This is a genomic window from Thiocapsa sp., from assembly GCF_018399035.1.
In the GTDB taxonomy this organism is placed as follows: Bacteria; Pseudomonadota; Gammaproteobacteria; order Chromatiales; family Chromatiaceae; genus Thiocapsa.
Genome location: NZ_CP073760.1, coordinates 4,899,374 through 4,925,313, shown reverse-complemented (window position 1 = coordinate 4,925,313; position 25,940 = coordinate 4,899,374). Strand labels below are relative to the sequence as shown.

The window sequence follows — 25,940 nt, the reverse complement described above, 5'->3', positions numbered from 1 at the left end:
ATGATCATCCCGGCCGTGCGTGTTGCCAATGCTTACCGGGCGACTAAAGTCGCCCCTACATGTTGGTCGATGCTTTCCCGGAAATCGCCTTAATCCTCAGCCGGTCACACGTTCTTCAATCCAGGCACGCGCCCGGTCGCGCAGTGCGATCGCGGCTTCCCAATCCTCGCCTTCGGGCCGGATGGGCGGGCCGATCAGGACCTCGGCATGTCCGGGACGTGGCGAAAAGCGGTCGCCGGGCATCAGCTCGCGCGTGCCCCGCAGAGCCACCGGGACAAGCGGCACGCCGGCCTGAGCGGCGGCGGCAAAGGCGCCCATCCGAAAGGGCAAGAGCCCGGGTTGCTCGCGGAAGGTGCCTTCGGGAAAAAACGCCAAGGTCTCGCCGCGGGTCAGCATCTCGGTCAAGCGAGCGGATTCGGCACTGCCCGCGCGGGGGTCGAAGCGATCGACAAAATTTGCACCCATTCGCCGCATGAAGGCCGCCACGATCGGGCGCGCAAGCAGCTCGCTTTTGGCGACAAAGCCGATCGGACGGCCCACCGCCTCCGCCAAGGCGAGCCCATCGAGATAGCTCTGATGATTGGCGACCAGGACAAAAGGATGTCCCGCGGGCGGAAGATGCTCCCGGCCCGTGACGACGAGTCGTACGAAGGTCAGCCGGCGCAGAAGCCGGATGCCGACCCGCGCCATCGACCACCGCAGGCGTGCGCTCGGGCTCGCCATGATGCCGATCCAGAACCAGGGTGCGATCAGGTAGAACACCGCCCAGGCGTACCCCGCATAAAGCTGCCCCGGCAAACTCAGAATCCGTGCGTGAAGACCGGACCCCGCAGCCCGCATCAACTGCCAGACGGGGCGACGCACCTGCTCGGACAGCTGGCCGGCGAGATAGCGATCCCGCGTGGCCGCGCGGCGCAGCTTCCCGCTCGAGGTCTTGAGCACGGCACGCGGCTGCACGAGCAGCAGCTCGTCGGGTGGAAGGCCGAGCACATCGGTCGCGCGCTCGCGCAGCTGCCGGACCAGCTCGGCACGCCGTGCCGGGTCGCGTTCCTTGCTCTCGGCCAGGATCACCAGCCGCTCGCTGCCCAGCTCCGGATCCTTCGCCGCGAAGGCGACCACGCAACCCTTGCGCACGCCGACGACCTCGCCGAGGGCTTGCTCGACCTCGTAGGGATAGATATTGCGCCCGCCGCGGATGATGAGGTCCTTCACACGGCCGGTCAGATGGATATCGCCGCCCGCCAGATAGGCGCGATCGCCGGTCGAGTGCCAGCCATCGTGGATCAGCGCCCGCGTGGCCGCCGGATTGCGATAGTAGCCCCGGGTCGCCGATGGCCCCTGGAACTCGAGCAGACCCTCGTGGCGCTCCGGCCGCTCGCGACCCGCTTCGTCGACCACACGCAACCGATAGCCGGGAAGCGCACGACCGCAGGCCACCACCTCCATGGCCTGCGGATCCTCGCAATCCACCGCCAAGGCATAGCCGGAGCGGGCAAAGCGATCGCGATCGATACAATCGATCCGAGGCCCGCGCCCCGCCGGGGGAAACGCCAAGCCGACCGCCGCCTCCGCCAGACCATAGACGGGGGCAAGCGCCTCGGCGCGCAGACCGGCGGGGGCAAAGCGCTCGGCGAAGCGACGCAAAGTCTCGGGACCGACGGGCTCGGCGCCGTTGAGTGCCCAACGCCAGCGGCTCAAGTCCAGACCGGCGATCTGGGCGTCGGTGATGCGGGTCAGACACAGCTCATAGGCAAAGTTGGGGGCCGCCGAGATGGTCCCGCCGTGGCGATGGATCGCCTCCAGCCAGCGTGCCGGACGTGCCAGGAAGGCAAGCGGAGACATCGAGACCAATGGAATGCCGAAATAGAGGCTGCCGAGCCATGCACCGATCAATCCCATATCGTGATAGAGCGGCAACCAGCTCACGAAGACGTCGTCCGGCCCGACCTCCACGACCTCGCCCATGGCGCGGATGTTCGCGAGAAGGTCGGCATGACTCAGAACCACACCCTTGGGATCGCCGGTGCTGCCCGAGGTGTATTGGAGAAAGGCGATGTCCTCCGGCGCGGGGCGCGCCCACGTCTCGCTCGGGGTCTCCCGATCGAGACCCTCGAGCGTCAAGATCCCTCGCAGCGAGCGGACCTGAACCCGCAGGACGCGGCCGATGGCCCGCGCCTCCGGGACCGTGATCAGATACGCCGCACCGGCGTTGTCGAGAATCCGGGCATGGCGACGCAGGTGCTCCTCGATCTGCTGCGGTCGACTCGGCGGGTAGATGGGCACCGGGATGCCGCCGGCCATGAGGACGCCGAAGAAGCTGTTGAAGTAATCCGGCCCCGTCGGAAGCATCAGGGCCACGGTCGCGCCCGGATGCAATCCGGCGGCCTGCAGACGCGCGGCAACCCGTGCGGCACCGTCGGCGAGCGACCGATAGCTGATCGGCTGCGTGACCGCGTCCGAACCCTCGTACAGGATATGGATGCGGTCCGCGTGGTCTTGCAGATGCCGGTCCAGGACGTCCAAAAGGGTCGCTGCGCCAACCGGGTGACCCTCGGTGCTACGCTCGTGCGCGACGACAAGCCGGGCATCGGGGGCAGCCCCCGGTTCCTCCAGCAGAAACCCCAGGAGGTCTCGGGCCGTCGCCGCCGAGAGCGCCTGCTCCGAGAGTCTCACCCCGAGACCCTTCTCGACCCGCGCAATCAGCTCGGATCGACTCAGGCTATCGAACCCGAGGTCTGCGTCCAGCCGCGTATCCAAATCGATCCCGTTCGGTGGATCGGGTACACGAGACTCGCGCGCAAAGGTCAAGAGGATCGAGAGCAGCCGTTCCGCGCGCTCGTCGTCTCGGGTGGCTCCCGTCATAGACGATTCCGGATCTTCGAAAGCCTTGATCTTAAACATTATGCGATCACCCTGCGAGCATAAGCCGCCGACGAGCGGTCGGAAAAGGTGAATAGTTACGATAACCCTACCGATCTTCGCGCTTATAATCACGGAAGAATCGCCATCGCATTTCGAAACGTCACCGCGCATGCACATATTTCAACCGACCGAGGAGCGCACCCCGCGTGTCGACTCCGCGCGGCAAGGCGCCGTCGATCTGGGTCGACTGCTCGACGCGTTGCCCTGCTGTGCCGTCGTGCTCGACGCAGACCAACGCGTCGTGGCAGCAACCCGAGTCTTCTCGGCACTCTTGGGCTACCCCCTAGGTTTGCCGACCGATCTCGCATTCGGAGATCTGCTCGAAGAGGAGGACGCATCCCGAGTCAGCGACTTTCTCGCCACAGGCGAGACCGAGACTACCCGAACCCTGCGTCTGCGGACCCGAGCGGGGCGCCCCGTCGGGACCATCATGCGCCTCTCGCGCCTCGCTCCGGGCGAGGCGCCCGCTGCTTGCGTCGTGGGCATCGTCATCGAGCCGCGCGCCGTCGCGAGCACCCCGGTTCAGTCGGAGCTCACCGGCGACGAGGCGCAGGCCTTCGCGGGGGTCGCCAACTGGGAGATCGACGTTGCGACCGGTCGCATCCAGGCCTCGCGCACCTGGTATGACATCTGGGGCTTCGAGCCGGACACGGACGTCACCCTGGAGGCCGTGCTGCTGCAGATCCATCCCGACGACCGAGACATGGTGAGCGCCGCGGCAAATCAGGCCATCGAGGCCGCCGTCCCCTTCCGCCTTCGGCATCGCATCATCCGCCCCGACGGGACGCTGCGCTGGGCGGAGAGCGTCGGCCGCCTCGAGCCGGCAGGCTCGGACGGCGCCTCCAAGCTCTCCGGCGTCGTCCTGGACATTACGCAACGCCGTGTCGCCGAGGAAGCGCTGGCACGCTACTACGACATCGTCTCCGCGTCGCCCGATCGCATCGCCTTCCTCGACCGCGCCTGCTGCCTGCTCGCCGCAAACGCGGCCTTCCTGACGGCGATCCAACGGACGCAGGAGAATGCCATCGGGCGTCCTTTGCAGGAGGTCGAGGGTCAGGGTCCGCTCAGCGAGCTGGTGTATCGCAATCTCGGTCGCTGCCTGGACGGGGGTCACCCGGCGGTGGACGACATCTACGAGGGCGGCACGGACGGTCAGGTGCGCGAGTCCGAGGTCAGGCTCTTTCCGCATCGCGACGACGAGGACAAGGTCACGGGTATCGTCGTCAGTATCCGCGACGTCACCAGCGTGCGGGACTCCGAGCGGCGTCTGCTGCAATCCGCGGCGGTCTATGCCGCAACCTCGGACGGCGTCTTGATGACGGACGCCGACGGGCGCATCGTCGCCGTGAATGCCGCCTTCAGCCGGATCACGGGCTATGCGGAGGCCGAGATCCTGGGGCGCAAGCCCAGCCTGCTCAACTCCCATTGGCACACCAAAAGCTTCTTCACCCGCATGTGGCGTCGGCTGATCAAACACGGCGTCTGGGAAGGCGAGATCTGGAACCGGCGCAAGGACGGCGAGATCTATCTGCAACGACTGCATCTCCGACGGATCCTCGATGGCCGCGGGAAGGTCACCAATTTCGTCGGCGTCTTCGCCGAGCGCCGCGTCTCCGCCAACGGTCCGAAGCACGTCGAGTTTCTTGCCCACTACGACCCCTTGACCAAACTACCCAACCGCCTGCTGTTCGACTCGCGCTTGGCCTATGCGATGGACCCGGCGCGGCGCAATCGCACCCCGGTTGCGCTCTTCTTGCTCGACCTCGATCGTTTCGCGAACATCAACGCGAGCCTCGGCCACCCGATCGGCGACGAGCTGCTGCGTGCCGTCGGGCTGCGCCTGCGCGAGACCATTCGTCCTGCCGATACCCTGGCACGCCTGAGCGGAAACCAGTTCGGGCTGCTCTTCGAGGGGATTCAAACCCCGACGGAGGCACAGGAGATCGCGCGTCGCCTGCGTTCGGCCCTGCGAGCGCCGATGACGGTGCGCGGACATCAAGTCTTCGTCACCATGAGCATGGGGATTGCCTTGGAGGCCCATGAGGGCAACGATACCGAGGTCATGATCGCGCATGCCGCAACGGCGCTCGGCAACGTCAAACAAGGCGGACGCGACGGCTTCCGGATCTATTCCGAACTGCCGCTCGGCACATCGACGGCGCGTCAGCGCCTGACCGAGATGCTGCGCATCGGGATCGAAGTAGGTGAATTCGAGCTGCTGTTCCAGCCGCGCGTCCATTTGGAGACAGGGCGTTGGCCGGGAGCCGAGGTCCGGGTGCGCTGGCATCAGCCGGAGCTGGGACTGGTCGCGCACGAACGGCTCCTGCCCCTGATCGAATCCGGCGGCATGATGATCGACCTGGGTCAGTGGGTCCTGGCCGAAGCGTGCCGTCAGTTGCGGGACTGGGGCCTTAAGGGCATGCCGATCGGGATCCTTGCCGTGAGCATCTCCGAGACTCAGCTGACGCATTTCGATCTGGTACCGTCACTCGAGCGGCTGCTCCGCACCAACGAGATCGACCCCGCGCGCCTCGAGCTGAGCTTCGCCGAACCGCTCCTGTTCAAACACCCCGAGCGAGCCCGCGAGGTCCTCGACGGACTGCACCGACTCGGCGTGGGCGTGACCCTGAGCGAGGTCGGCACAAGTTGGCTTGCGCCGCAGGTTCTGCGTCGCCTTCCGATCCGCAGGCTCGAGATTCATCGCAGCTTCGTGGACGCCATGCCGGACTCGCCGGACGATCTCGCGATCGTTCAGGCATTGATTGCGATGGCGCAAGCATTGGACATCGAGGTCACCGCCGACGGGGTGCGCGACGACCGCCAGCGTTTCATCCTGCTCAACATCGGCTGTCTGGAGGCGCAGGGCAACCTTTTCGCCCCGCCGCTGACGGCGGCCCACTACGAGCGCTGTCTGCCCCAAAACTCGGAACCCCCGCCCGACGTGCCCATCGAGCCTCGTCTCCCCCTCGTATGACGGTCTAATCGCACCTTGCGACACCCGGGCATGACGTGTCTAATCCAGGCCCAATGTCCCGGAAAGAGCCCAGGCCCATGTCTGTCCCCGACCTGGCACCCTTACTCGAGCAGTCGGGTTTGGTCGATGCCTATACGCCCTTACCCGAGCGCTACGACGAGATGCGCACGGCCGAGGGCGAGGTACGCCCCCACTGGCAATATGTTCTCGATGCCTTGCGCACGCTCGGGCCGAGCGGCATCGAGGCACGTTGGCGCGAGGCCACCCGCATGGTCCGCGACAACGGCGTCACCTACAATCTCAACGCCGAGCCGCGGGGCATGTCCCGGCCCTGGGAGTTGGATCTGCTGCCGCTGCTCATTCGCAGCGAGGAATGGGCCGAGCTCGAGCGCGGATTGATTCAGCGTGCCGACCTGCTCAATCAGATCTTGCTCGACCTTTACGGGCCGCGCAAGCTGATCCGCAGCGGCCTCTTGCCGGCCGAGCTGTTCGACGCGAGCGCCGAATATCTGCTCCCCTGTCACGGTGTGGAGGTCGCAGGTCATCGCCCCCTGATCCAGTACGCGGCCGATCTGACCCGCACGCCGGACGGACACTGGCGGATCATCGGCGACCGCACCCAGAGCCCGCTCGGGTTCGGCTATGCGCTCGAGAACCGCGTCGTCCTCTCGCGCGTGCTGCCCAGCATGTTCCGCGACTCGCATGTCCATCGCCTCGCCGGGTTCTTCCGCTCGATCCGGCGCACCATGACGCGTCTCGCGCCCCGACGGGCCGAGCATGCCCGCGTGGTCGTCCTCACGCCGGGGCCGGAGAACGAGGCCTATTTCGAGCACGCCTATCTGGCCAACTATCTCGGCTTCACGCTCGTACAAGGCGGAGATCTCTCCGTGCGCGACGGGGCGCTCTGGCTGCGGACACTGGGCCGGCTCGAGCGCATCGACGCCGTCCTGCGTCGCGTCGACGACGGTTGGTGCGACCCGTTGGAGCTGCGCGAAGACTCCTTCCTCGGCGTGCCCGGTCTGGTCCAAGCGGTACGAACCGGCAACCTGGTGATCGCCAACGCCTTGGGGAGCGGCATCCTCGAGCACCCGGCGCTCCCGGCCTTTCTGCCGAGCCTGTGTCGAGAGCTGCTGGGCGAGGAGCTGCAGATCCCGGATATTCCCACCTGGTGGTGCGGCGATCCGCAGTCGCTGGTCCAGGTCGTGGACCGTCTCGATCAGCTCGTCATCAAGCCCCTGAACAAAGGTCAGGGTCAGCGTTGCATCTTCCCCGATACCATGGACGCGCCCGCGCGTGCGGCGCTGCTTCAAGCCATTCAGAAACGCCCGGACGGCTACATCGCTCGGGAGCGTGTGAATCCGTCGACCGCGCCCGCGCTCATCGGCCGGCACCTCGAACCCAGACCCAGCGTGCTGCGGACCTTTTTGACCGCCGAGGAGGAGGGCTACGCGGTCATGCCCGGCGGACTCGGGCGGGTCACCCCGACCAGCGATGCCGCACTCAACTCCAACCAGCTCGGCGGGCTGGCCAAGGACGTCTGGGTCGTCGCCTCGGAGCCCGAGCGCCAGGAAAGCCTGCTGGTCACGAGCGAGATGCACACGCCCGCGGTCACGCAGGAGAGCGAGGTCTCCAGTCGGGTCGCCGACAATCTGTTCTGGATCGGTCGCTATGCCGAGCGCGCCGAGGGTCTGGTACGGCTGCTGCGGATCACCATCTTCAAGCTCTCCGAGCGCAGCGATTATGCCGCCTCGACGGGCGACTCCTGCTGTCTGCGCTCGCTCCTGGAGGCACTGACCAACCAGACCCAGTCGTTCCCCGGATTCATCGGGACCGGCGCGGCCGAGCGTCTGCGCAACCCCGTGCCCGAGATGCTCTCGCTCATCTCCGACCCGGCTCGCCTGGGCGGTCTCCCGCAGACGCTCCAGGCCCTGGGACAGGCCGCCTATTCGGTCCGCGACCGTCTCTCCGCCGATACCTGGCGCATCGTGAGCGACATCGAGGCCCATCTCGGCAACCTCACCCATGAACCGCCCGGTCAGCTCTCGCTCGCGCTCGACGAGCTGGATCCGCTGATCACCTCGTTGGTGGCCTTCTCCGCACTGACCCAGGAGAACATGACCCACAACGAAGGCTGGCACTTCCTCGAGATCGGACGTCGCCTCGAGCGGGCCTCGTCCACCGCGAGCCTCCTGCGCTCCATGCTGGTTCCGATCGCGGGCGAGCAGGACGAGAACATGGTCATCGAGGCGGTTCTCGGCGTGACGGACAGCCTCATCACCTACCGCCGACGCTATCGTGCCGGCACCCGGATCGGCGCACTCCTGGACTTGGTCTTTCAGGACGAGGGCAACCCGCGCGCCCTGGCCTATCAGCTCGTGCAGCTCGAACGTCTGATCTCCGAGCTGCCGCGCGCCGACATGGCCGTCGGGCGCACGGCGGTCGAAAAGCACGTCCTCAAGGGTCTCACCGGCATCCGCCTGGCCGAAATCGACAACATGGTCCAGCCGGACAAGGCAGGCGCGCGCCGCGCCGCGCTGGCCGCCATGCTGGCCGAGCTGGATCGGCAAAGTGCCGCCATCTCGGACGCCATCACGGCCCAGTATTTCAGGCACGAAGAACAGCCGCACAGCCTGCTGCGCCGAGCCGCAGCGCGAGGCGCATCATGAGACTCCGGATCAATCACGTCACCCGCTACGAGTATGCCGAGCCGGTATCGCTGTGCCACAGCATCGCGCATCTGAAGCCGCCCCAGACGGCGCGCCAGCGCTGTCTGTCCAGTCAGATCCGGGTCGATCCCTGGCCTGCGGTTCATCGCGAGCACGAAGATTTTTTCGGCAACCGGGTGAGCTATTTCTCGATTCAACAGGCCCACGATGCACTTGAGGTGCGCGCCCAGAGCGAGGTGGAGGTGGTCGCCCCGACCTTGCCGAGACCCGAGGCGACGCAGCCCTGGGAGCGGATCGTCGATCGTCTGCACGATCGCTACGACGAGCCCATGACCGACCTGCGGATCTTTACACTCCCCTCGCCGCTCGTCCCGTCGGATCCCGACGCGCGCGCCTACGCCGCCGAATCCTTCGCGCCGGGGCGCCCGATCCTGGAGGCGACGATCGAGCTGATGGGACGCATCTACCGCGATTTCGTCTACGACCCGACCTCCACGACCATCTCCACACCCCTTGCCGAGCTGATGGAGCAGCGCAAAGGCGTCTGTCAGGATTTCGCACACGTCGCCATCGCCGGCTTGCGCGGACTCGGGCTCGCGACCCGCTATGTCAGCGGCTATCTGGAAACACTCCCGCCGCCGGGCCAGGTCAAGCTCCAAGGCGCCGACGCCTCGCATGCCTGGTTTTCGGTGCTCATTCCCAACCTGGGCTGGATCGATTTCGACCCCACCAACAATCAGATCCCCGGCGAGCAGCACATCACCACCGCGGTCGGTCGCGATTTTCAGGATGTCACGCCGCTGCGCGGGATCTTCTACGGCGGGGATCCCACGAGCTGCGGGTGGCGGTGGATGTGAATCGCATGCCGCCTGCGGGCAGCGACGCGCCCGATATCGAAGTGCCGCCGGCCGCCGGCCAACGCCCCTCGGCCCCGTCGTCCCAGTCGCAGAGCGGATAAAGCCCGCAGCCCTGCCCCGAACGTAGGATGGGTAGAGCGAAGCGAAACCCATCCTCCCGGCATCAACGGCTCGATTCCTGCGCCCGTAGAGCGAAGCGAAACCCATCCTCCCGGCATCAACGGCTCGATTCCTGCGCCCGTAGAGCGAAGCGAAACCCATCCTCCCGGCACCAACGGCTCGATTCCTGCGCCCGTAGAGCGAAGCGAAACCCATCCGCCCGATCGCTGCCGCCCTATCGCGTCGATGCAGCGCTTGATTCCGCCCGATACCGAGCAGCCAACCGCACATAGTTCTCCGCCACATACTCCAGATACTCGCGCTCCCGATCCGTCAGCGCCCGCACCCGCCGCGCCGGTGCGCCGAGCCAAAGCCACCCGCCCTCCAGGATCTGACCGGGCGTCACCAAGGACCCTGCACCAAGCAACGTGAAGGGCTCGAGCACCGCGCGGTCGAGCACACGAGCACCGATTCCGATCAGACAGTGATGACGGATCTCGCACCCATGCAGGACCACCTGATGACCGACGGTGACATCCTCGTGCACGATCAGAGGTGCACCTCCGGGCATGAAGGGGCTGTCGTGCGAGACATGCAGAACGCTCCCGTCCTGAATGTTGGTCCGCGCGCCGATCTCGATGCGATGAATATCCCCTCGGATCACGCATCCGGGCCACACGGAGACAGACGCACCGAGCGTGACCTCGCCGATCACCACAGCGGTCTCGTCGACCCACGCGGACGCATCGATCCTCGGTTGCTTCTCTTCGAACGAGCGGATGGTCATGATCCTAAACCGCGCACAGCGCGGTAAGCGAGGTTTTTGGATGGGATCGGCTCCGGCAGACTTGACAAGCGTTAGAGCCGGCGCGGTTTAAGGTGATTTCCGGGAAAGCATCGACCAACATGTAGGGGCGACTTTAGTTGCCCGGTAAGCATTGGCAACACGTACGGCCGGGATGATCATTCCCGGAAATCGCCTAAGGACCCTCGATTCGACTCGGTAAAACACGATCGTACCAAGTTAGGGCAGCAGTCTCGAAAAAGGCGATCGAGACATTGGCCGCGCGCTCCCATGAGCTGGTCCAGGCCTCCGTCACCGTACCCGCGCTCCGCCGGGGAGCGCTTTCCGGGGTACCCGGCATCCCCGCCTCCCACGGCAGGGCCGGTTCCCGGGCCTGATCCAGCTCCAAACCTGCGTGGATCGACACGGCCTCGGGCAGTGCGCAGTCATACTCGAGCGTGCCGTCGTCCAACCAAACCGGATGGCCGCCGAGCCGTCTGGCCAGAGCGCGCATCCCTTCGTTGTCGGCGAGAACCTCGCAGCGAAATCGGCGGATTCCCTGCTCCCGCGCCTCCTCGATCAAATGCTCGAGCAACGCGGTCCCCACGCCGTTTCCTTGAGCCCGGTCGACAACGGCCATCGCCAGCTCCGCTGTTTCGGATACTGGCTCGGATACTGGCTCGGATCCGGACTTGGAGCGGATGCACCGGGCCACGCCGAGCACCTCGGGGCTCCCTCCCGACACCGTCCGGCGGAGCGCCGCGAAGGCGAGATGATCGTGTCCGTCCGCACCCGTCAGGTACGCCAGATCCGCTTCGGTCAACACGCGCTTCGCTCCGAAAAACCGCAATCGACGCGACGCATTTGAAAGACCGTCGAAACAGGCCGTTACGATCGCCGGATCGTCTCGCTCGATCGGGCAAATCCGACAAAAGGTACCGTCTTTCAGACGCACGGCCTCGCCGCGGGGCGAGGCTCGGCTGCGGGCACGCGCGATACTGATCTTCATGGCAAGCATCTCCTGATTCTCGACGCACCGACCCGGCTCCTCGCCCCGGCCGGCTTTCGAGGCCGGCGCCGGTCATCCGAGCCGTTATTGTGCACTGCAGCATAAGATGGCTGCGCTCGGCAATGGTTCAATCCGAACCGACACGACAACAGGGCTGCCGGATCCAGGATAATGCACAATAGGCTTCTTGGAAGACGCAGAGGCGAGGACGCGCATGAGCAAACGATTCCCCTTCACCTGGGCCGCGGCAGGTCTCGGCCTGGTCCTCGCGCTGGTGCTTGCGTTGGGCAGCGGGCCCGGCAGCGGAGTAGACACGCAGGCGGCGCGCGGGATGCCCTTGCTCACCCGACTTTTCATCGGCGAGTTCGGCTTTCTGATCACGGTCGCCGGAGCATTCTGGGGCTTCAAGCACCGCCGCAGCCAAGGCGCCGAGATCGCAACCCTGATCGCGGCGATTGCCTGTGTCGTCCTGGCCGTTGCCTTCCTCGTCATGGGCATCGGGCTCTGGACCGAGACCTTCCCGAGTCGGCCGAATCCATGATCATCCTGTTCCTCCACCTGCTCATCCAAGTCGGACTGGTCGTGCGGGTGCTGCTGCGGCCGAATCGGCAGCCGGCATCGCGGATCGCCTGGGTGGTGGTGATCCTGGCGGTTCCGGTGGTCGGGGCGGTTGCTTACGTCCTGCTCGGAGAGGTCAATCTGGGGCGACATCGCGGCGAACGGATGCGGCGCATCGTTGCACGGGTTCCTGAATTGGCGAATGATTTCGATCGCCGGCTTGCGCCGCCCGAGATCCCGGACACCTATCGGCACCTGTTCCGACTCGGTGAATCCATCAGCGGCTTTGCCCCGGTCGGGGGAAACCGGGCGACCCTGATGGCGGACTCCAATGCCGCGATCGACACGATGGTCGCGGACATCGACGCCGCAACCGATCACGTCCATCTGAACTTCTACATCTGGCTGCCCGACAACAACGGGCTGGCGATGGTCGCGGCCTTGGAGCGTGCGGCCCAGCGCGGCGTCACCTGCCGGGCCATGGCGGACGACCTGGGCTCGCGCCGGCTGATCCATTCGATCCATTGGACGCGGATGGCCGACGCGGGCGTTCACCTGGCGCGCGCACTGCCGATCGGCAACCCCTTGCTGCGCCCGCTCGGGGGACGCATCGACCTGCGCAACCATCGCAAGATCCTGGTGATCGACGACGGCATCACCTATTGCGGCAGCCAGAACTGCGCCGATCCCGAGTTCCGGATCAAGGCCAAGTATGCCCCCTGGGTCGACGCTATGATGCGCTTCGAAGGGCCGATCGCACGCCAGAATCAGATCCTGTTCGCGAGCGACTGGCTCGCGCATGTGGACGACGGTATCGATGCGCTGCTGCGCCGTCCCCCCGTGCAGGCGGCGAGCGAGGGATTCGCCGCACAGGTGATCGGCACCGGACCGACGGTGCGCGCCTCGGCGATGCCCGAGCTGTTCGCGTCCTTGATCTACAGCGCACGCGAAGAGCTGGTGATCTCGACGCCTTACTATGTCCCCGATGAAGCCATGCAGAGCGCGCTCTGCGGGGCGGCCTATCGGGGCGTGAAGACCAGCATCGTTTTTCCGGCCCGCAACGACTCCTTCGTCGTAGGCGCGACCAGCCGGAGCTACTACGCCGACCTGCTCGCCGCCGGGGTGCGGATCTTCGAGTTCGAAGGCGGGCTCCTGCACACCAAGTCATTGACGCTCGATGGGGCGATCACCCTGATCGGATCGGCCAACATGGATCGGCGCAGCTTCGAGCTCAACTTCGAGAACAATATCCTCGTCTACGATCCGGCGCTCACGGCGACCATGCGCGAGCGCCAGGACAGCTATATCGCGCGATCCCGCCCCGTCGACGCCGGGACGGTCGCGGCCTGGGGGCCGGGCCGACGGCTCCTGAACAACAGCATCGCCATGTTGGGACCGATCCTCTGAGCTCAGCTCGGACCGAGCAAGAGCCAGAGGATCAGGCCCACGACCGGCAGCAAAAGGACAAGAACAATCCACAACACCTTCGAGCCGGTGCCGGCTGAGCTGCCGACGATCTTGACGATCGCATAGATCGTCAGAGCCAGATGAATCAAACCGAGAATGCCTGTGACTTCGATCTGCATCGATGAGCTCTCCTTGATGGTGCAATGTCGGGGTGCGAACGGCAGGTGGGGACTCTTCGCGAAGAGCCCGCATGGATGATAGGGAACGGTTCAAGAATACGTAAGACAACTCGACGAGAGAATACCTTTTCCGCCGTTGTCGTTGTCGTTGTCGTAATCGAGAACGAGAACGAGAACGACAACGACAACGATTAGCGCCGGCATCACAGAGAACAGTTCGGCACGCTGCGCTTTGCCCAACCTAGGGCTGATGCCGTTCACGCATCTGTACACCTTATTTCTGAACCGTCACCGAGGCCCGTGAACCTCGTCAGTTGGATCTGTCGCGCTTGACCACACTTTTCAACGAGGAGATTCTCCCGTGTCCAGCCTCCCGGAACGCAACGAGCAGATCCGACTGGTCCATGCCGCCTTCATCCGCCAAGTGGTCGCATTGACCCAACGCCCGGAGGGTCGAGCCGAGCTCGAGGCCCTGTTTGCAGGGGCCGAGCAACAGGGTTGGAGCGCGCTTGTCGCCGTCTTGCGGCGCATCGCCAAGGGAGAGCGCTCGCCCGCGCTCCTGAGCGGTCTCGACGAAGAGGACGGGGTCATCGCGGAATCCGTCCTGCGCGGGCTCCAAGACCCCGCCAGTCTACCGGATCCGAGCCGAGCACAGGATCCGACCCTCGCCGCGCCCGGCCTCGCGCACATGATCCACGCCGCGCGCACCGACCCGCAGGCGCTGGTACTGATCGGCAACATGGCCGATCAGATGAGCAAGGTCGGGGGCAGTCTGGCCCGGCTGGCCGGTGTCGTCCGCCCGCTGATCAACGGGGAGCGCAACCCGGACCTGCTCTGTCGCGGGATGGATACGCAGACCCGACAACTGGTGCTGGAGATCCTCGGCGAGCTGGGCAAATTGGAGGCGCATTAAACCGCGTCCAGAGCGACATGCGTCATTTTCATGTTGCGTTTAGCTTCGGAGATGTCCTCGATCTCGGTGAGACGCGGTTTAAAATTTGATATTTTTTAATACTTTAAACCGCGCCGGCTCCAGCGGTTCTGAAATCCGCCAGGGCCGATCACATCCAAAAACATGACATACCGCGCTGGGCGCGGTTTAAGTCCGGCTCGACCGCCTCGGCATATCTACCCGCTCCTTTTTTGCACCTCGACGCCACCCGATCACCGTCCGGCGGGACCCTCGCCGTCCGCGTCGCGGGATTCCGTTCGACCGTCCCCTTCGAGCTTGACCCGCAAGGGTCCGCGCGTATCCAGGTGCAGATCGCGCTGCGGGTAGGCGATGACGATGCCGGCGTCTCTGAACTTGCGGATGATCGCCATGTTGAGCTCGGAGGTGATGGCGACCCGATGCTCGATGTCCTCGATATAGGCCCGCAGCGATAGAGTCAGGGCGTTGTCGCCGAACCCTTCGAGGTTCATCGCGGGCTTGGGGTTGGCAAGCACGCGCGGATTCTCCTGCGCCACCTCCCGCATCAAGGCATGGGCCAGGTCCACATCGGTGTCGTAGGCCACGCCCAAGACGATCATGATCCGCGTCACCGAGTCGGACAACGACCAGTTGAGCAGCCGGCCGGTGATGAGCTCCTTGTTCGGGACCAGCAGCTCCTTGCGATCGTAACCGCGGATCGTGGTGGCACGGATGCGGATCTTGGTCACCACGCCGTCGGTCCCGTCCACGGTGATGACGTCGCCGACCCGCACCGGGCGCTCGAACAGGATGATCAGACCGCTGACGAAGTTCGCGACGATCTCCTGCAGGCCGAACCCGATCCCCAGCCCTACGGCCGCCACCAACCACTGGAGCTGGGACCACTGAGCACCGACGGTATTGAGCGCCAGCACGATACCCAGGGCGACGATGACGTAGGTCGTCAGCGTCGTGACCGTATAGAGGCTGCTCGAGGCCATGTGCAGACGCTCGCTCAGGATGATCTCGAGCATCGCCGGCAACCGCTTGGCGAGCACGCCGATCGCAACCAAGTACAACAGCGCGAGCCCGAGATCGGCCAGGGTGACGGGCAGCGCCGTCTCCTCCCCGTCCAGGATCCCTGTGGTGTGCCAGAGGGTCACCTCGTCGAGGATGCCCAGTGCCGGAAAGACCGGCGACCAGATGGCGTAGAGACCGACCAGGGCGAGGATGACAATCCCCATTTCCAAGAGCTCTCGGCCGGCTGCGCCCGCCGCCGCGAGATCGACATGGGCATAGTCCGACGGCGCGGCGAGGAGCTCCGCGCCTGCCAAGGCATCACGCTGCGCGTCGGCAGCCTGACGGCGCTCGCGTGCAACCCGGCGGGCCAAGCGGGCGCGTGCGTGCATGAGCCAGCTCGAGGCCAGCGCATGCAGCAACAGCAAGACGACGCTCAATCCCAGGGTGAGCAGATAGGCATCCCAAAGGACGAGCGCCGAATAGGCGTAACCTTCCAAGACGAGAACCAGGATCACCAAGGGAACGGCCACCAGCACCGGGTACCAGACCGGGTAGGTCCGGGACAACAGACCTGCGCTCGGGGATCTCCGCGACACCGCCGGAAGGCCGCTCTTGGCGTGGAACAACCGGAAAAAGAACAGGGCAATCGCCGCGACGCCGATCAGAGCAGTGAGCCGCCCGACCAGTCCAAGCGCGGCATCCGGGTCCACGCTGATCGCCTTGCCGAGGATCAGCATCGCCGGAACCAGGATCCAAATCAGCCAGCCGACCTCCGACCTCAGCCGCTGCGCGCCGGCCTGCGGCCACTGGAAATGCCCGATCGCCAGACCGCGCGGCAGACAGATCCCGCGCAACAGCAGCAGGACATAGAGCACGACCGCAATGCGGACCAGTTGAACCCCGGCCGTCTCGGACACCTCCGTGCCCTGTGCGGCGTTCTGAAGGGCCCAGCCGGTGGCACCGAACAGCAGAGGCAGAGGTGCCGCAAGGAACAGCGTGAGCATCAGCGCATGCAGCGTCTGCCGCGTGTCGCCGAGACCCGGCTGCTCCGTGCGGACCGAGGCGCGCTCGATCGCCGCGATCAAGGCGCGGCGCTTCCAGAGCAGCAGGCCCGCCAGCAACGCCGCGAGCCAAGACAGGGACGAGGTCCCAATCCGCCCTGTGAGACTGCGGCCGAGCTCCGACCAGACCGAGGGCGACAACAGGCGCCCGACCTCGGGTTGCAGATTCGCCAAGTGCGCCGGACGGATCTTTGCCTCCGTACCAAGCCAAAACAAGTGCTTTTCGAGGAAGTAATCGTAGGCCCGAGCGACATCCAGCATCCGACTCGCGGCGACCTTGAGCCTCTGCAGCGCCTCGATCTGTACGCCTTCGGCCTCAAGTTGCTTTGCCAGCAGCACCTGGCGCCCGACGATCAAGGTTCGCAGGGTATCGAGATCCTGCGGTTCGGAGTCGGCCGGGAGCTTGGCGGCAAGCTCGGAGAGGATCCGGTTCGGATCGGCGATGCGGGTCGCTTCGTCGAGGTGCTGCAGCCGGCTGACGTTGACCGCGGCGATCTGCTGCTCGAGCGCATGCAGATTGCGGGTATGAACCGCGAAATCGGGCAGGTCCGCACGGTGCTCGAGCAAAAGCGGGCCGATGCCTTCGGTCAGCCCGCTGACCTCCCGAGCCGCCCGCACGCGCTCGAAATTGGCCTGGATCCGCTCGGCCAACCGCAGTGCCTGCGCCTCGTCCTCGTCATGTCCGTCGAGCCGTCCTGCGATGGCCGAGAGCTGCTCCGTCAGCTCGGCGTTCTCGCGCGCAAGCTGCCTCAGCAGTGGATCGGACTGCTTGGTCAACTCCAGCATCCGCGCGGCCTCGGCCTTCGCGAACGCCGCCTCGTTCTCGTGCCTGTCGTTGAGCCGCGCCTTCAATGCCTCGACCTGCGTGCGCAGACGCTCGACACTGGCGGCCTCTTCGTCGCGCCTGGCCGCGAGCAGCTCCAACCGCATCGGCTGACTGATCAGCTCTTGCTCGAATGCCCGGATCTCGGTGCTCAAGGCGACATAGCGGGTTTCAAGCGCCCACCAACGAGCCTGCATGAGCGAAGAGCCGGCGCCCGAGGTCAGAGACAGGTGCTCTCCGCCGCCGGGTTCCAACCGCAAGGCGGCGGCGATCCCGTCCTGCTGCTCCTGCGCCGCCGTCAGACGCTGGCGGATCATGGTCGGGCGGTTCTCGTGGAAGGTGCGCTGGCGATCGAAATCGGCGCGCCGCGCCTCTGCCGCGGCAAGGTCGGCTTGGGCCTTACGCAGACGCAGCGCGATCTCGCTGCGCGGCGTCTGCGGATCGACGCCGAGCCCCTGTGCTGGATCGGCGGCACCGGCCGCCAGGATCCGTTCGCGGATGCGCCGCGTCTCCTCGGGTGCCGCCTGCGCAACCTCCTCGAAGGCCGCGGCACGGTCCCTGTTGACCTCGGCCTCCTTGAGATTGGCGAGGGCTTCACGGTAGCGGGCGACAACCTTGGTCTTGAGGTCGGCGTCCAGATCGGCGCTCGTCTCGGTCCGAGCGATCTTTGCTTCGAGACCCTCCGCCGACATCAGCGACGGATTCAGCGAGCCGATGGCGGCGTTCTCGGCGCTGGATGCAGACGACAGCGCCGCCAGGCAGAGCACGGAAGCAAGCGTAAAGCCGACAACCGGATGTCTCATGATCGAAGCTTCCGACCCGGGCCGACCCTGCGGATCGCCCTGCAAGGGCGGGCTGCTCGGGTCACGCCACCGAAGGAAGGGTTCAGCAATGAGTACAAAAACTCGACAAGGGAAGACCCTTGCCGCAGTTGTCGTTGTCGCAATCGTGTTCGTGTTCGTTGTCGTAATCGTGCTCGTGGTCGATTACGACAACGACAACGACAACGATTGGACTCGGTGGTCAATGTGTTTCCGATGCTTTACTAATCGATGGTCTCGGGGATATACCCCGGCGCATTGGGACCCATGTTCTTCTCGCCCTCTTCGGCCTCCTCGTAGGGATTGCCGATCGCATAGGGTTCGCCGGCCGCAATCCCCGCGGCATCCGCCGCCGGATTGTCGATGACGCTGTCTCCGACGAGATCCCCGTCGGAGACGTTCACGCCTTCGACGATGACCTGGTCGCCGCAGCCGGCAAGGAGCAGAAGCGTGAAGGCCAGGCTCAGAGCCGGTGCCTGAGACGAAAACCGGCGATGCTTGGAAACGGTATCGGCGTCGGTCATGGTTGCTCCTTTTGGTTCAATCGGACGGCGAATGCCGTGCCTGCATCCGCATGAGCTCTATCGAGGATGATCCAGCCCCATCGGACGTCACGAGACCGGAGCCTCATGCTCCGGAATCGGACCCGGATCCCGAACCTTGACACCCCCGTGGACCTTTTCGCGGAACCGCTGGAAGACCACGTAGAGCATCGGGATCAGGAAGATCCCGATCAGCGAGGCGGCGAGCATGCCGCCGAAGACGGCCGTGCCGACGCCGCGCTGACTGGCCTCGCCGGCACCGCTGGCGATCACCAGCGGGACCAGGCCGAGGATGAAGGCAAAGCTGGTCATGAGGACGGCACGGATCCGCAGACGCGCCGCCCGGGTGGCCGCATCCAGGATCGAGGCCCCGGACGCGCGCTGCTCGATGGCGAATTCGACGATCAGGATCGCGTTCTTACTCGCCAGCCCGATCAGCACCACGATACCGACCTGGGCATAGAGATCGTTGGAGAGACCCGCGACCCAGAGTGCGCAGAGCGCGCCGAGCACCCCGACGGTGACGCTCAGGAGCACGACCGCCGGCATCGACCAGCTCTCGTACAGCCCGACCAGGAAGAGATAGGCGAACAAGACCGCCAGCGCCAACACGATCGGCGTCTGCCCGCCGGCTTCACGTTCCTGAAAGGCGGTGCCCGTCCACTCGAAGCCGTAGCCCGCCGGCAAGGTCGTCGCGGAGATCCGCTCCATTGCCGCGAGGGCGTCGCCCGAGCTGAAGCCGGGCGCCGGCTCGCCCTGAATCGTGACGCTGCGATAGTTGTTGTAACGCTGCAGGAGCTGCGGCCCCAGAATCAGCTCGGGGGTCAGCAGTGCGCGCAGCGGAACCATCGCGCCTTGGTCGTTGCGCACATGGATCCGGTAGATGTCCTCGACGCTCCGACGATCGGCCTCGCGGCCTTCCACCTGGACCTGCCAGACCCGCCCGAACCGATTGAAGTCGTTGACATAGTAGCCCCCCAAGGTCGCCTGCAGCGCGTTGAAGACGTCGCTGATGCGCACACCCAGGGTCTGGACCTTCTCGCGGTCGATATTGAGGAACACCTGCGGGTTGTCGGTCGCCCAGGTCGAGAATACGCGCGCGAGGGCCGGATCCTGATTGGCGGCGAGGATGAGTCCGCGCATCACCCCGGCGAGCGCCTCCGGGGTGCGGCCCTGCAGGTCTTCGAGCTGGTACTGAAAGCCTCCGCCGGTCCCCAGACCGACGATCGGCGGGAGATTGAAGGGCATGACCCGCGCGCTCGGGATGCCGATCGTTTGGGCCGCGATCCGATTGATGACGGCATCGACCTTCAGATCCGCGGTCTTGCGCTCATCGAACGGCTTTAAGCGCCCGATGACGGCCGCGGAGTTGGAGAGCAACGCGCCGTCGAGGATGCTGAAGCCCGTGATCGTCACCACGTGCGCGACCGCCGGATCCGCCTCCACGAGCGTCTCGAGCTCCTTGACCACCTCGAAGGTCCGGCTCACCGAGGCGCCCTGCGGCAACTGTACATGGGCCATAAAGGCCCCTTGATCCTCCTCCGGGAGGAACCCGGTCGGCGTGATCTTGAACAGCCAGCCGGTCGCGAGCCCGATGCCGAGGATCAGCACCAAAACCAGCATCGAAAAACGCACCAGCCGCGCGACGATCGCGGCATAGCCGTCGCGGACCCGATCGATCCCGCCCATCACGTAGCGCATCGGCCCGCGTCGATGACCGCCCGGCTTGAGCAGGACGGCGCACAGCGCCGGCGACAGGGTCAGTGCATTGACGGCCGAGATCAGCATCGCGAAGGCGACGACGGCCGCAAACTGCTGAAAGAGCTGTCCGGTGATCCCGGGGATGAAGGCCACCGGCAGGAAGACCGACAGCAGCACCAGGGTGATGGCGATGATCGGCCCGGTGATCTGGCCCATCGCCTTCTTGGCGGCCTCGCGTGGCGGCAGCCCCTCCTCCTCCATGATGCGCTCGACGTTCTCCACCACCACGATGGCGTCGTCGACCACGATCCCGATCGCCAGCACGACCGCCAACAGCGAGATGGTGTTGGCCGAGAAACCGATCGCAAGCAGGAAGGCGAAGGTCCCGATCAAGGCCACGGGCACCGCGATCAAGGGGATCAGCGTGGCACGCCAGCTCCCGAGAAAGAGGAACACGACCAGGATCACCAGGACGAAGGCCTCGAACAGGGTATGGACGACCTTCTCGAGACTTGCGTTTACGAAGTCCGTGGTGTCGTACACCAAGGTATAGCCGAGATCGTCCGGGAACCGCTCGGCGAGCCGATCCATCGCCGCCTCGATACCGTCGGCCACGGACACCGCATTGGCGCCGGGGGCGAGATAGATCCCGATGGCGGCCGCGTCCCGTCCGTCCAAGCGGCTGAAGGAGTCCGCCTGACGCGCGCCGAGCTCGACGCGCCCGACATCCGAGACCAGCACGGTGGAGCCGTCCGGGTTGGCGCGCACCACGATGCGCTCGAACTCGGCCGCATCGCTCAAGCGCCCCTGGGTCTGGAGCGTGATCTGGAACTGTTGGTCGGCCGTCATCGGCTGCGCGCCGATCCGTCCCACCGCGGCCTGGATGTTCTGGCTCTGGATCGCCGCGATGACGTCCGCGGGCGTGAGCGAGAGCGCGGTGAGACGATCCGCGTCGAGCCAGATCCGCATGCTGTAGTCGAGCGGCCCGAACAGCGACGCCTGTCCCACGCCGGGCACGCGCGCCAGGGTGTCGAGGACGTTGATGGTCGCGTAATTGCTCAGGAACAGCCCGTCGTAGGACCCCTTCGGCGAAGACAGCGCCACCACCTGCAGCATGGCGTTGGATTTCTTCTGAACCGTCAGCCCCTGCCGCTTGACCTCCTCCGGGAGCTGGGCCATCGCCAAATTGGCCCGATTCTGCACATTGACCGTGTTGATGTCCGGGTCGGAGCCGAGCGCGAAGGTGACGGTGAGCGAGTAGCTGCCGTCGTTGCCGCTGGTCGACTGCATGTAGAGCATGTTGTCCACGCCGTTGACCTGCGACTCGATCGGCTGAGCCACCGTCGACTCCACGACCGATGCGCTCGCGCCCGGATAGGCCGCGCTGACCGAGACCTGCGGCGGAACGATGTCGGGAAACTGAGCAACCGGGATGCGGGTAATAGCGATCAGGCCCGCCAGCGTGATGACGACCGAGATGACGATCGAGAGCCGCGGCCGGTCGATGAAGACATCGGAGATCATTGCTCGAGCTCCGCGGCAGCGCTCGTCGCCGGCGCGGCGCTCACGGCCTGACCGGGTCTCACCTGCTGGATCCCCTGCGTAATGACCAGCTCCCCTTCGGCCAGACCCTTGGTGACGACGGCATCCGCCCCTTTGTTCTGCCCCGTCTCGATGCGCCGCGTTTGGGCCTTGCCGTCGGCATCGAGGATCATGACGTAGACACCTTGCTGGTCGACCTGAAGCGCCGACTGCGGGATCAGGATCGCCGATTCGGGTGCGCCCGCTTCGAGCAGGACCCCGACATACTGGCGATCGACGAGGATGCCGTCCGGGTTCGGCAGCTCGGCGCGTAGGGTCACCGAGTCCGTCCCCGGGTCCGTGGTCACGTCGACGAAATCCAGACGCCCCGCGTGCTCGTAGACTGTGCCGTCCGGGAGACGCACACGTACCTTCACATCCCGAGCGTTGCCGCCCTTGTCCTCGATGGTTTCGCGCGCAGCGAGCAGATCACGCTGAGTCACCGGGAACTGCACGTAGATGGGGTCACGACTCACGATGGTCGCCAAGGTGCCCGAAGCGGGACCGACCAGATTGCCCACCGTGTAGCTCGCAAGCCCGATGCGGCCGGCCACCGGCGCCGTGATCTTGGTATAGCTCAGATCGAGCATGGCCCGGGTCAGGGCCGCCTGCGCAAGCGTGATGCCCGCCTTCGCGATCGAATCCGCCGCCTGCAGCTCGTCGACCGAGGATTGCGAGATGTTCTTGGCCTTCACCAACTCCAGTCCGCGCGCCAATTGGGCGGCGGTGTTGAGTTGATCGGCCCGCGCCTTTTCCAGATCGGCTTGGCGCTGCTCGACAGCAGCCGTGTACTGACCGGGCTCGATCACGAAGAGGACATCGCCGACCTTCACCTCTTGGCCCTCGGTGAAACGACGTTCTTCGAGGAAACCCTCGACCCGGGCACGCAGATCGACCCGGTTGACCGCGATCACCCGCCCGACAAAGGATGCCTCCTCGTCGACGACGCGGGACTCCGCGGGAACCACGATCACCGAGGGCGGCGGCATCTCCGGCGCGGGTGCATTCGTTTCGCTGCAGCCCGACAACGTCAAGCCACCGACAAGAAAGAAGCAGACCAGCCGCCCGAGCCGACACGAGACGCGGCGGGTTCCGGACAGGCCATCCGAATCAGGCTCCAAGACACGCATGCTGCAGGACATCGTCGGGCATCCTCGATGAAGGGTTCGACGACCGAAGTCTAGCCGAAAAGGCTCGCCTATGGCCGATCCGTGCAGCGCAGCGATGCGAGCCGACGCGGCGCATCGAGGGCATGCTAACGTAACGCTTTTCGTCGACGAGGAACGACATCGTGTCTTTGCGTGCTCTCAAGCATCCGCTGCGACTGGCCCTGCTGCTGGTCCCCCTGCTCGGACTTCTGATCCCGAGCCCCTCTACGCAGGCCGCGGGACGACCGACGATCGGCTTGGCGCTCTCGGGCGGCGGGGCACGTGGCGCGGCCCACGTCGGGGTTCTGAAGGTCATCGAGCGGATGGGGATCCCGGTCGACTATGTTGCCGGGACCTCGATGGGAGCTGTCGTGGGCGGGCTTTATGCGATGGGCATGTCGCCCGACGAGATCGAGGCGACCATCGAGGAGATCGACTGGACGGCAATCTTTCAGGACGAGCCCCCACGCCAGGATCGGCGCATCCATCGCAAGCTCGACGACAACGACTTCCTGTTGAGCGCCAGACCGGGGGTGAACGAGGAAAAGCGTGAGGTGAATCTCGTCCCGGCCCTGATCCAAGGCCATCGGCTCGACCTCGCGCTGCGCCGTTACACGCTTCCCGCAAGATCGATCCATGATTTCGACGACCTGAAGATTCCCTTCCGTGCGGTCGCCACGGACGCGGTCACCGGGGAGGCGGTGATCCTCGGCAGTGGCGATCTCGCGACCTCGATCCGCGCGAGCATGGCGGTGCCCGCGGCCTTCGCCCCGGTGGAGATCGGCGATCTGCTCCTCATCGACGGCGGTCTGGCCATGAACCTGCCGGTCAGCGTGGTCCGCGACATGGGCGCGGACATCATCATCGCCGTCGACGTCGGCGGACCCCGTCGCGACCGGGAAGACATCAACAATGTCCTGGAGATGCTCGACCAGGTTATGGGACTCGTGACCTGGCGCAACACTCAGGAGGAGATCGCCAAGCTGCGCGGGCGCGATGTCCTCATTACACCGCCCCTGGGGCGCACGGTCACGGCCGCGGACTTCAACAAGATGCTCGAGGCGATCGCCATCGGCGAGCGCGGTGCTCAGGGGGAGGAGATCGCACTGGCGGCGCTCGAGGTCCCGACGGCCCGCTATGCCGCTTATCTGCAGCAACAACGCCTCGCGAGCGAACCCCTGCCGATCATCGATCGGGTACGCGTGGAGAATCGCTCGCGCCTGGCCGACGCACTCATCACCAAGCGCTTGGATGTGCCGCTCGGCGCGCCGCTGGACCCGGATGCCCTGGAGGCGCAGATCGACCGCGTCTTCGATCAGGACAACTTCGAGTCGGTCCACTACCGCGTCGAGCAGACCCCCGAGGACGAGACCGAGCTGGTGATTACCGCCACCGAGAAGTCATGGGGTACCAGCTCCCTGCAGTTCGGCTTGGAGCTATCCTCCGCCTCCGGGGGCGACTCGCGATTCAACGTCGGCGCGGCCTACACGATGGCGCCCGTCAACGCGTTGAACGCCGAATGGCGGACCTTTCTGCAGGCCGGCGAGGAGCCCGGCATCGTCACCGAGCTCTATCAGCCGCTCGACCCCTTGGAGCGCTGGTATGTCGAGGCCACGGCCGGCTACTTCACCGAGAGTCTGACCCTGTTCGAGCCCGAGAAATCGGACAATCCATCGGCGAAATATCTCATCTCGCGTCTCGGCGGCTCGCTCGAAGGCGGCCGGAATTTCGGCGACTGGGGCCGGCTTGGACTCAAGTACAGACGCTTCGCGGGCGATGCCGACCTTCGCTACGGCGACCCCGGCATGCAGGGGTACGGATTCGACGAAGGATCGCTCGACCTCACCTTCTATCTCGACACCCTGGACAGCGCCAATTTCCCGCGTCGCGGCTGGGTAGGCAGCGCATTCGCGTTGACTTCTCGACCCGAGATCGGCGCATCCGAGAACTACGATCAGGCCGGGTTCAATCTGCTGAACGCCCGGAGTTGGGGGAAGAACACGCTCCTGACCGGCATCAGGATGGCCGGTAGCTTCGGCGGCGAGGAACCGGCTCAGGCCTTCTACCGACTGGGCGGCTTCCTGAACCTCTCCGGCTTCAATCAGGACGAGCTCTCGGGTGGAAACCTCGGGCTCGCACGTGCCGTCTACATGCGCAACCTCACCTCAGGACTCCTCAGCACCTATGCCGGGGCCTCGCTGGAGGCGGGCAATGTCTGGGACCAACGCTCGGAGATCGGATTCGACAACCTGCGTTTCGGCAGCAGCCTCTTCTTGGGCGCGGACACCTTCATCGGCCCCATCTACCTTGGATACGGCTACGCCGACGGTGGCTTCGGGGCGCTCTACCTCATGCTCGGTCGACCCTGGAACACCCGGGCAATCTACTGATCCGAGCCTCCGACGCACCCGTCGGAACGCAAGAGCCGGCTCACAAAGCGCGCGGCCCGGTCGAGATTGGCCGAGGCACGCTCGCTCAAGGGTTCGCCGAGCGCGAACCCGTAACCGCGTATCGCCAGCACGCGGGCCGGCGGTGGCGTTTGCCCGGTGACCTGCCGAAACAGGGTCAGCAAGGCACCCGGTGCAAGTGCGTGGGTGCTGAACGACGTCTCCGAGCTCGGGCACAGGGGAAGGAAGGTGAAGGGCTCCGGGCCGCTGGCGGCCGCATCCACGAAGATCACACACGCACGGCCCTGTAGATCGAGGACGTGCTCGATCTGAAGCTGAAAATCGGTCAGCGTCTCGATGCCGCGCCGCGCGAGATCGGGATCCAGGCCCAGGCGATCGATCAGGAGCGGACCGAGGGCGTCGTCACCGCGCGAGGGATTCCCGCAGGCGAGAATCAACACCCGGCCGGCTCCCGATGCGGGTGTCATGCA

The 25,940-nt window shown here is 65.6% G+C and carries 16 protein-coding genes and 1 pseudogene; 7 read left to right on the top strand and 10 right to left on the bottom strand.

From position 1 onward, the window contains the following. Nucleotides 1–96: 96 nt before the first annotated feature. Entirely contained in the window at nt 97–2,862 is a 2,766-nt protein-coding gene (locus KFB96_RS22475; RefSeq protein ID WP_213456617.1) for an AMP-binding protein, read from the bottom strand. A 169-nt stretch (nt 2,863–3,031) separates the two neighbouring features. Here KFB96_RS22475 and KFB96_RS22470 point away from each other — a divergent pair, with 169 nt between their 5' ends. From KFB96_RS22470 to KFB96_RS22460, 3 genes and pseudogenes are all read left to right on the top strand, one after another. Continuing rightward, a complete protein-coding gene (locus KFB96_RS22470; protein WP_213501556.1) occupies nt 3,032–5,896 on the top strand; it encodes an EAL domain-containing protein in 2,865 nt (954 codons plus the stop codon). Nucleotides 5,897–5,973: 77 nt separating this feature from the next. Next, on the top strand, nt 5,974–8,562 hold the full coding sequence (locus KFB96_RS22465; protein WP_213456621.1) for a circularly permuted type 2 ATP-grasp protein: 2,589 nt from the start codon (nt 5,974–5,976) through the stop codon (nt 8,560–8,562). Continuing rightward, a pseudogene (locus KFB96_RS22460) lies at nt 8,559–9,520 on the top strand (transglutaminase N-terminal domain-containing protein). Before KFB96_RS22465 ends, KFB96_RS22460 begins: the two are co-directional and overlap by 4 nt. 233 nt (nt 9,521–9,753) lie before the next feature. Here KFB96_RS22460 and KFB96_RS22455 read toward each other — a convergent pair. Further along, nucleotides 9,754–10,305 (bottom strand): gamma carbonic anhydrase family protein, encoded by a 552-nt coding sequence (locus KFB96_RS22455; RefSeq protein ID WP_213456623.1) that lies wholly within the window; start codon nt 10,303–10,305, stop codon nt 9,754–9,756. Nucleotides 10,306–10,498: 193 nt separating this feature from the next. Beyond that, a complete protein-coding gene (locus tag KFB96_RS22450; protein ID WP_213456625.1) occupies nt 10,499–11,311 on the bottom strand; it encodes a GNAT family N-acetyltransferase in 813 nt (270 codons plus the stop codon). Nucleotides 11,312–11,525: 214 nt separating this feature from the next. Here KFB96_RS22450 and KFB96_RS22445 point away from each other — a divergent pair, with 214 nt between their 5' ends. Both KFB96_RS22445 and cls read left to right on the top strand, forming a co-directional pair. After that, nucleotides 11,526–11,852 (top strand): hypothetical protein, encoded by a 327-nt coding sequence (locus tag KFB96_RS22445; protein WP_213456627.1) that lies wholly within the window; start codon nt 11,526–11,528, stop codon nt 11,850–11,852. After that, nucleotides 11,849–13,276, top strand: coding sequence for a cardiolipin synthase (gene cls, locus KFB96_RS22440; protein WP_213456628.1), 1,428 nt, complete (start codon nt 11,849–11,851; stop codon nt 13,274–13,276). Before KFB96_RS22445 ends, cls begins: the two co-directional genes overlap by 4 nt. Before the next feature lie 2 nt (nt 13,277–13,278). On the opposite strand, the gene KFB96_RS22435 is transcribed toward cls, so the two are convergent. Further along, the gene (locus tag KFB96_RS22435) at nt 13,279–13,455 is read right to left on the bottom strand and encodes a PLDc N-terminal domain-containing protein (RefSeq protein WP_213456630.1); all 177 of its coding nucleotides are present in this window, start codon (nt 13,453–13,455) and stop codon (nt 13,279–13,281) included. A 90-nt stretch (nt 13,456–13,545) separates the two neighbouring features. Beyond that, nucleotides 13,546–13,716: a hypothetical protein gene (locus tag KFB96_RS22430; protein ID WP_213456632.1), complete on the bottom strand. Its 171-nt coding sequence runs from the start codon at nt 13,714–13,716 to the stop codon at nt 13,546–13,548. 130 nt (nt 13,717–13,846) lie between these two features. On the opposite strand from KFB96_RS22430, the gene KFB96_RS22425 reads away from it, so the two are divergent. Then, nucleotides 13,847–14,368, top strand: a complete 522-nt coding sequence (locus tag KFB96_RS22425; RefSeq protein WP_213457051.1) for a hypothetical protein — start codon at nt 13,847–13,849, stop codon at nt 14,366–14,368. A gap of 251 nt (nt 14,369–14,619) precedes the next feature. On the opposite strand, the gene KFB96_RS22420 is transcribed toward KFB96_RS22425, so the two are convergent. From KFB96_RS22420 to KFB96_RS22405, 4 genes are all read right to left on the bottom strand, one after another. After that, the gene (locus KFB96_RS22420; RefSeq protein ID WP_213456634.1) at nt 14,620–18,072 is read right to left on the bottom strand and encodes a mechanosensitive ion channel domain-containing protein; all 3,453 of its coding nucleotides are present in this window, start codon (nt 18,070–18,072) and stop codon (nt 14,620–14,622) included. A gap of 242 nt (nt 18,073–18,314) precedes the next feature. Further along, the gene (locus tag KFB96_RS22415) at nt 18,315–18,614 is read right to left on the bottom strand and encodes a hypothetical protein (protein ID WP_213456636.1); all 300 of its coding nucleotides are present in this window, start codon (nt 18,612–18,614) and stop codon (nt 18,315–18,317) included. A gap of 87 nt (nt 18,615–18,701) precedes the next feature. Then, a complete protein-coding gene (locus KFB96_RS22410) occupies nt 18,702–21,857 on the bottom strand; it encodes an efflux RND transporter permease subunit (protein ID WP_213456638.1) in 3,156 nt (1,051 codons plus the stop codon). After that, nucleotides 21,854–23,056 (bottom strand): efflux RND transporter periplasmic adaptor subunit, encoded by a 1,203-nt coding sequence (locus KFB96_RS22405; protein ID WP_213456640.1) that lies wholly within the window; start codon nt 23,054–23,056, stop codon nt 21,854–21,856. The genes KFB96_RS22410 and KFB96_RS22405 overlap by 4 nt, the downstream gene beginning before the upstream one ends. A gap of 149 nt (nt 23,057–23,205) precedes the next feature. On the opposite strand from KFB96_RS22405, the gene KFB96_RS22400 reads away from it, so the two are divergent. Further along, nucleotides 23,206–25,452, top strand: a complete 2,247-nt coding sequence (locus KFB96_RS22400) for a patatin-like phospholipase family protein (RefSeq protein ID WP_213456642.1) — start codon at nt 23,206–23,208, stop codon at nt 25,450–25,452. Here KFB96_RS22400 and KFB96_RS22395 read toward each other — a convergent pair. Next, nucleotides 25,446–25,910, bottom strand: a complete 465-nt coding sequence (locus KFB96_RS22395; RefSeq protein ID WP_213456644.1) for a hydrogenase maturation protease — start codon at nt 25,908–25,910, stop codon at nt 25,446–25,448. The genes KFB96_RS22400 and KFB96_RS22395 overlap by 7 nt on opposite strands. Nucleotides 25,911–25,940: the final 30 nt, after the last annotated feature.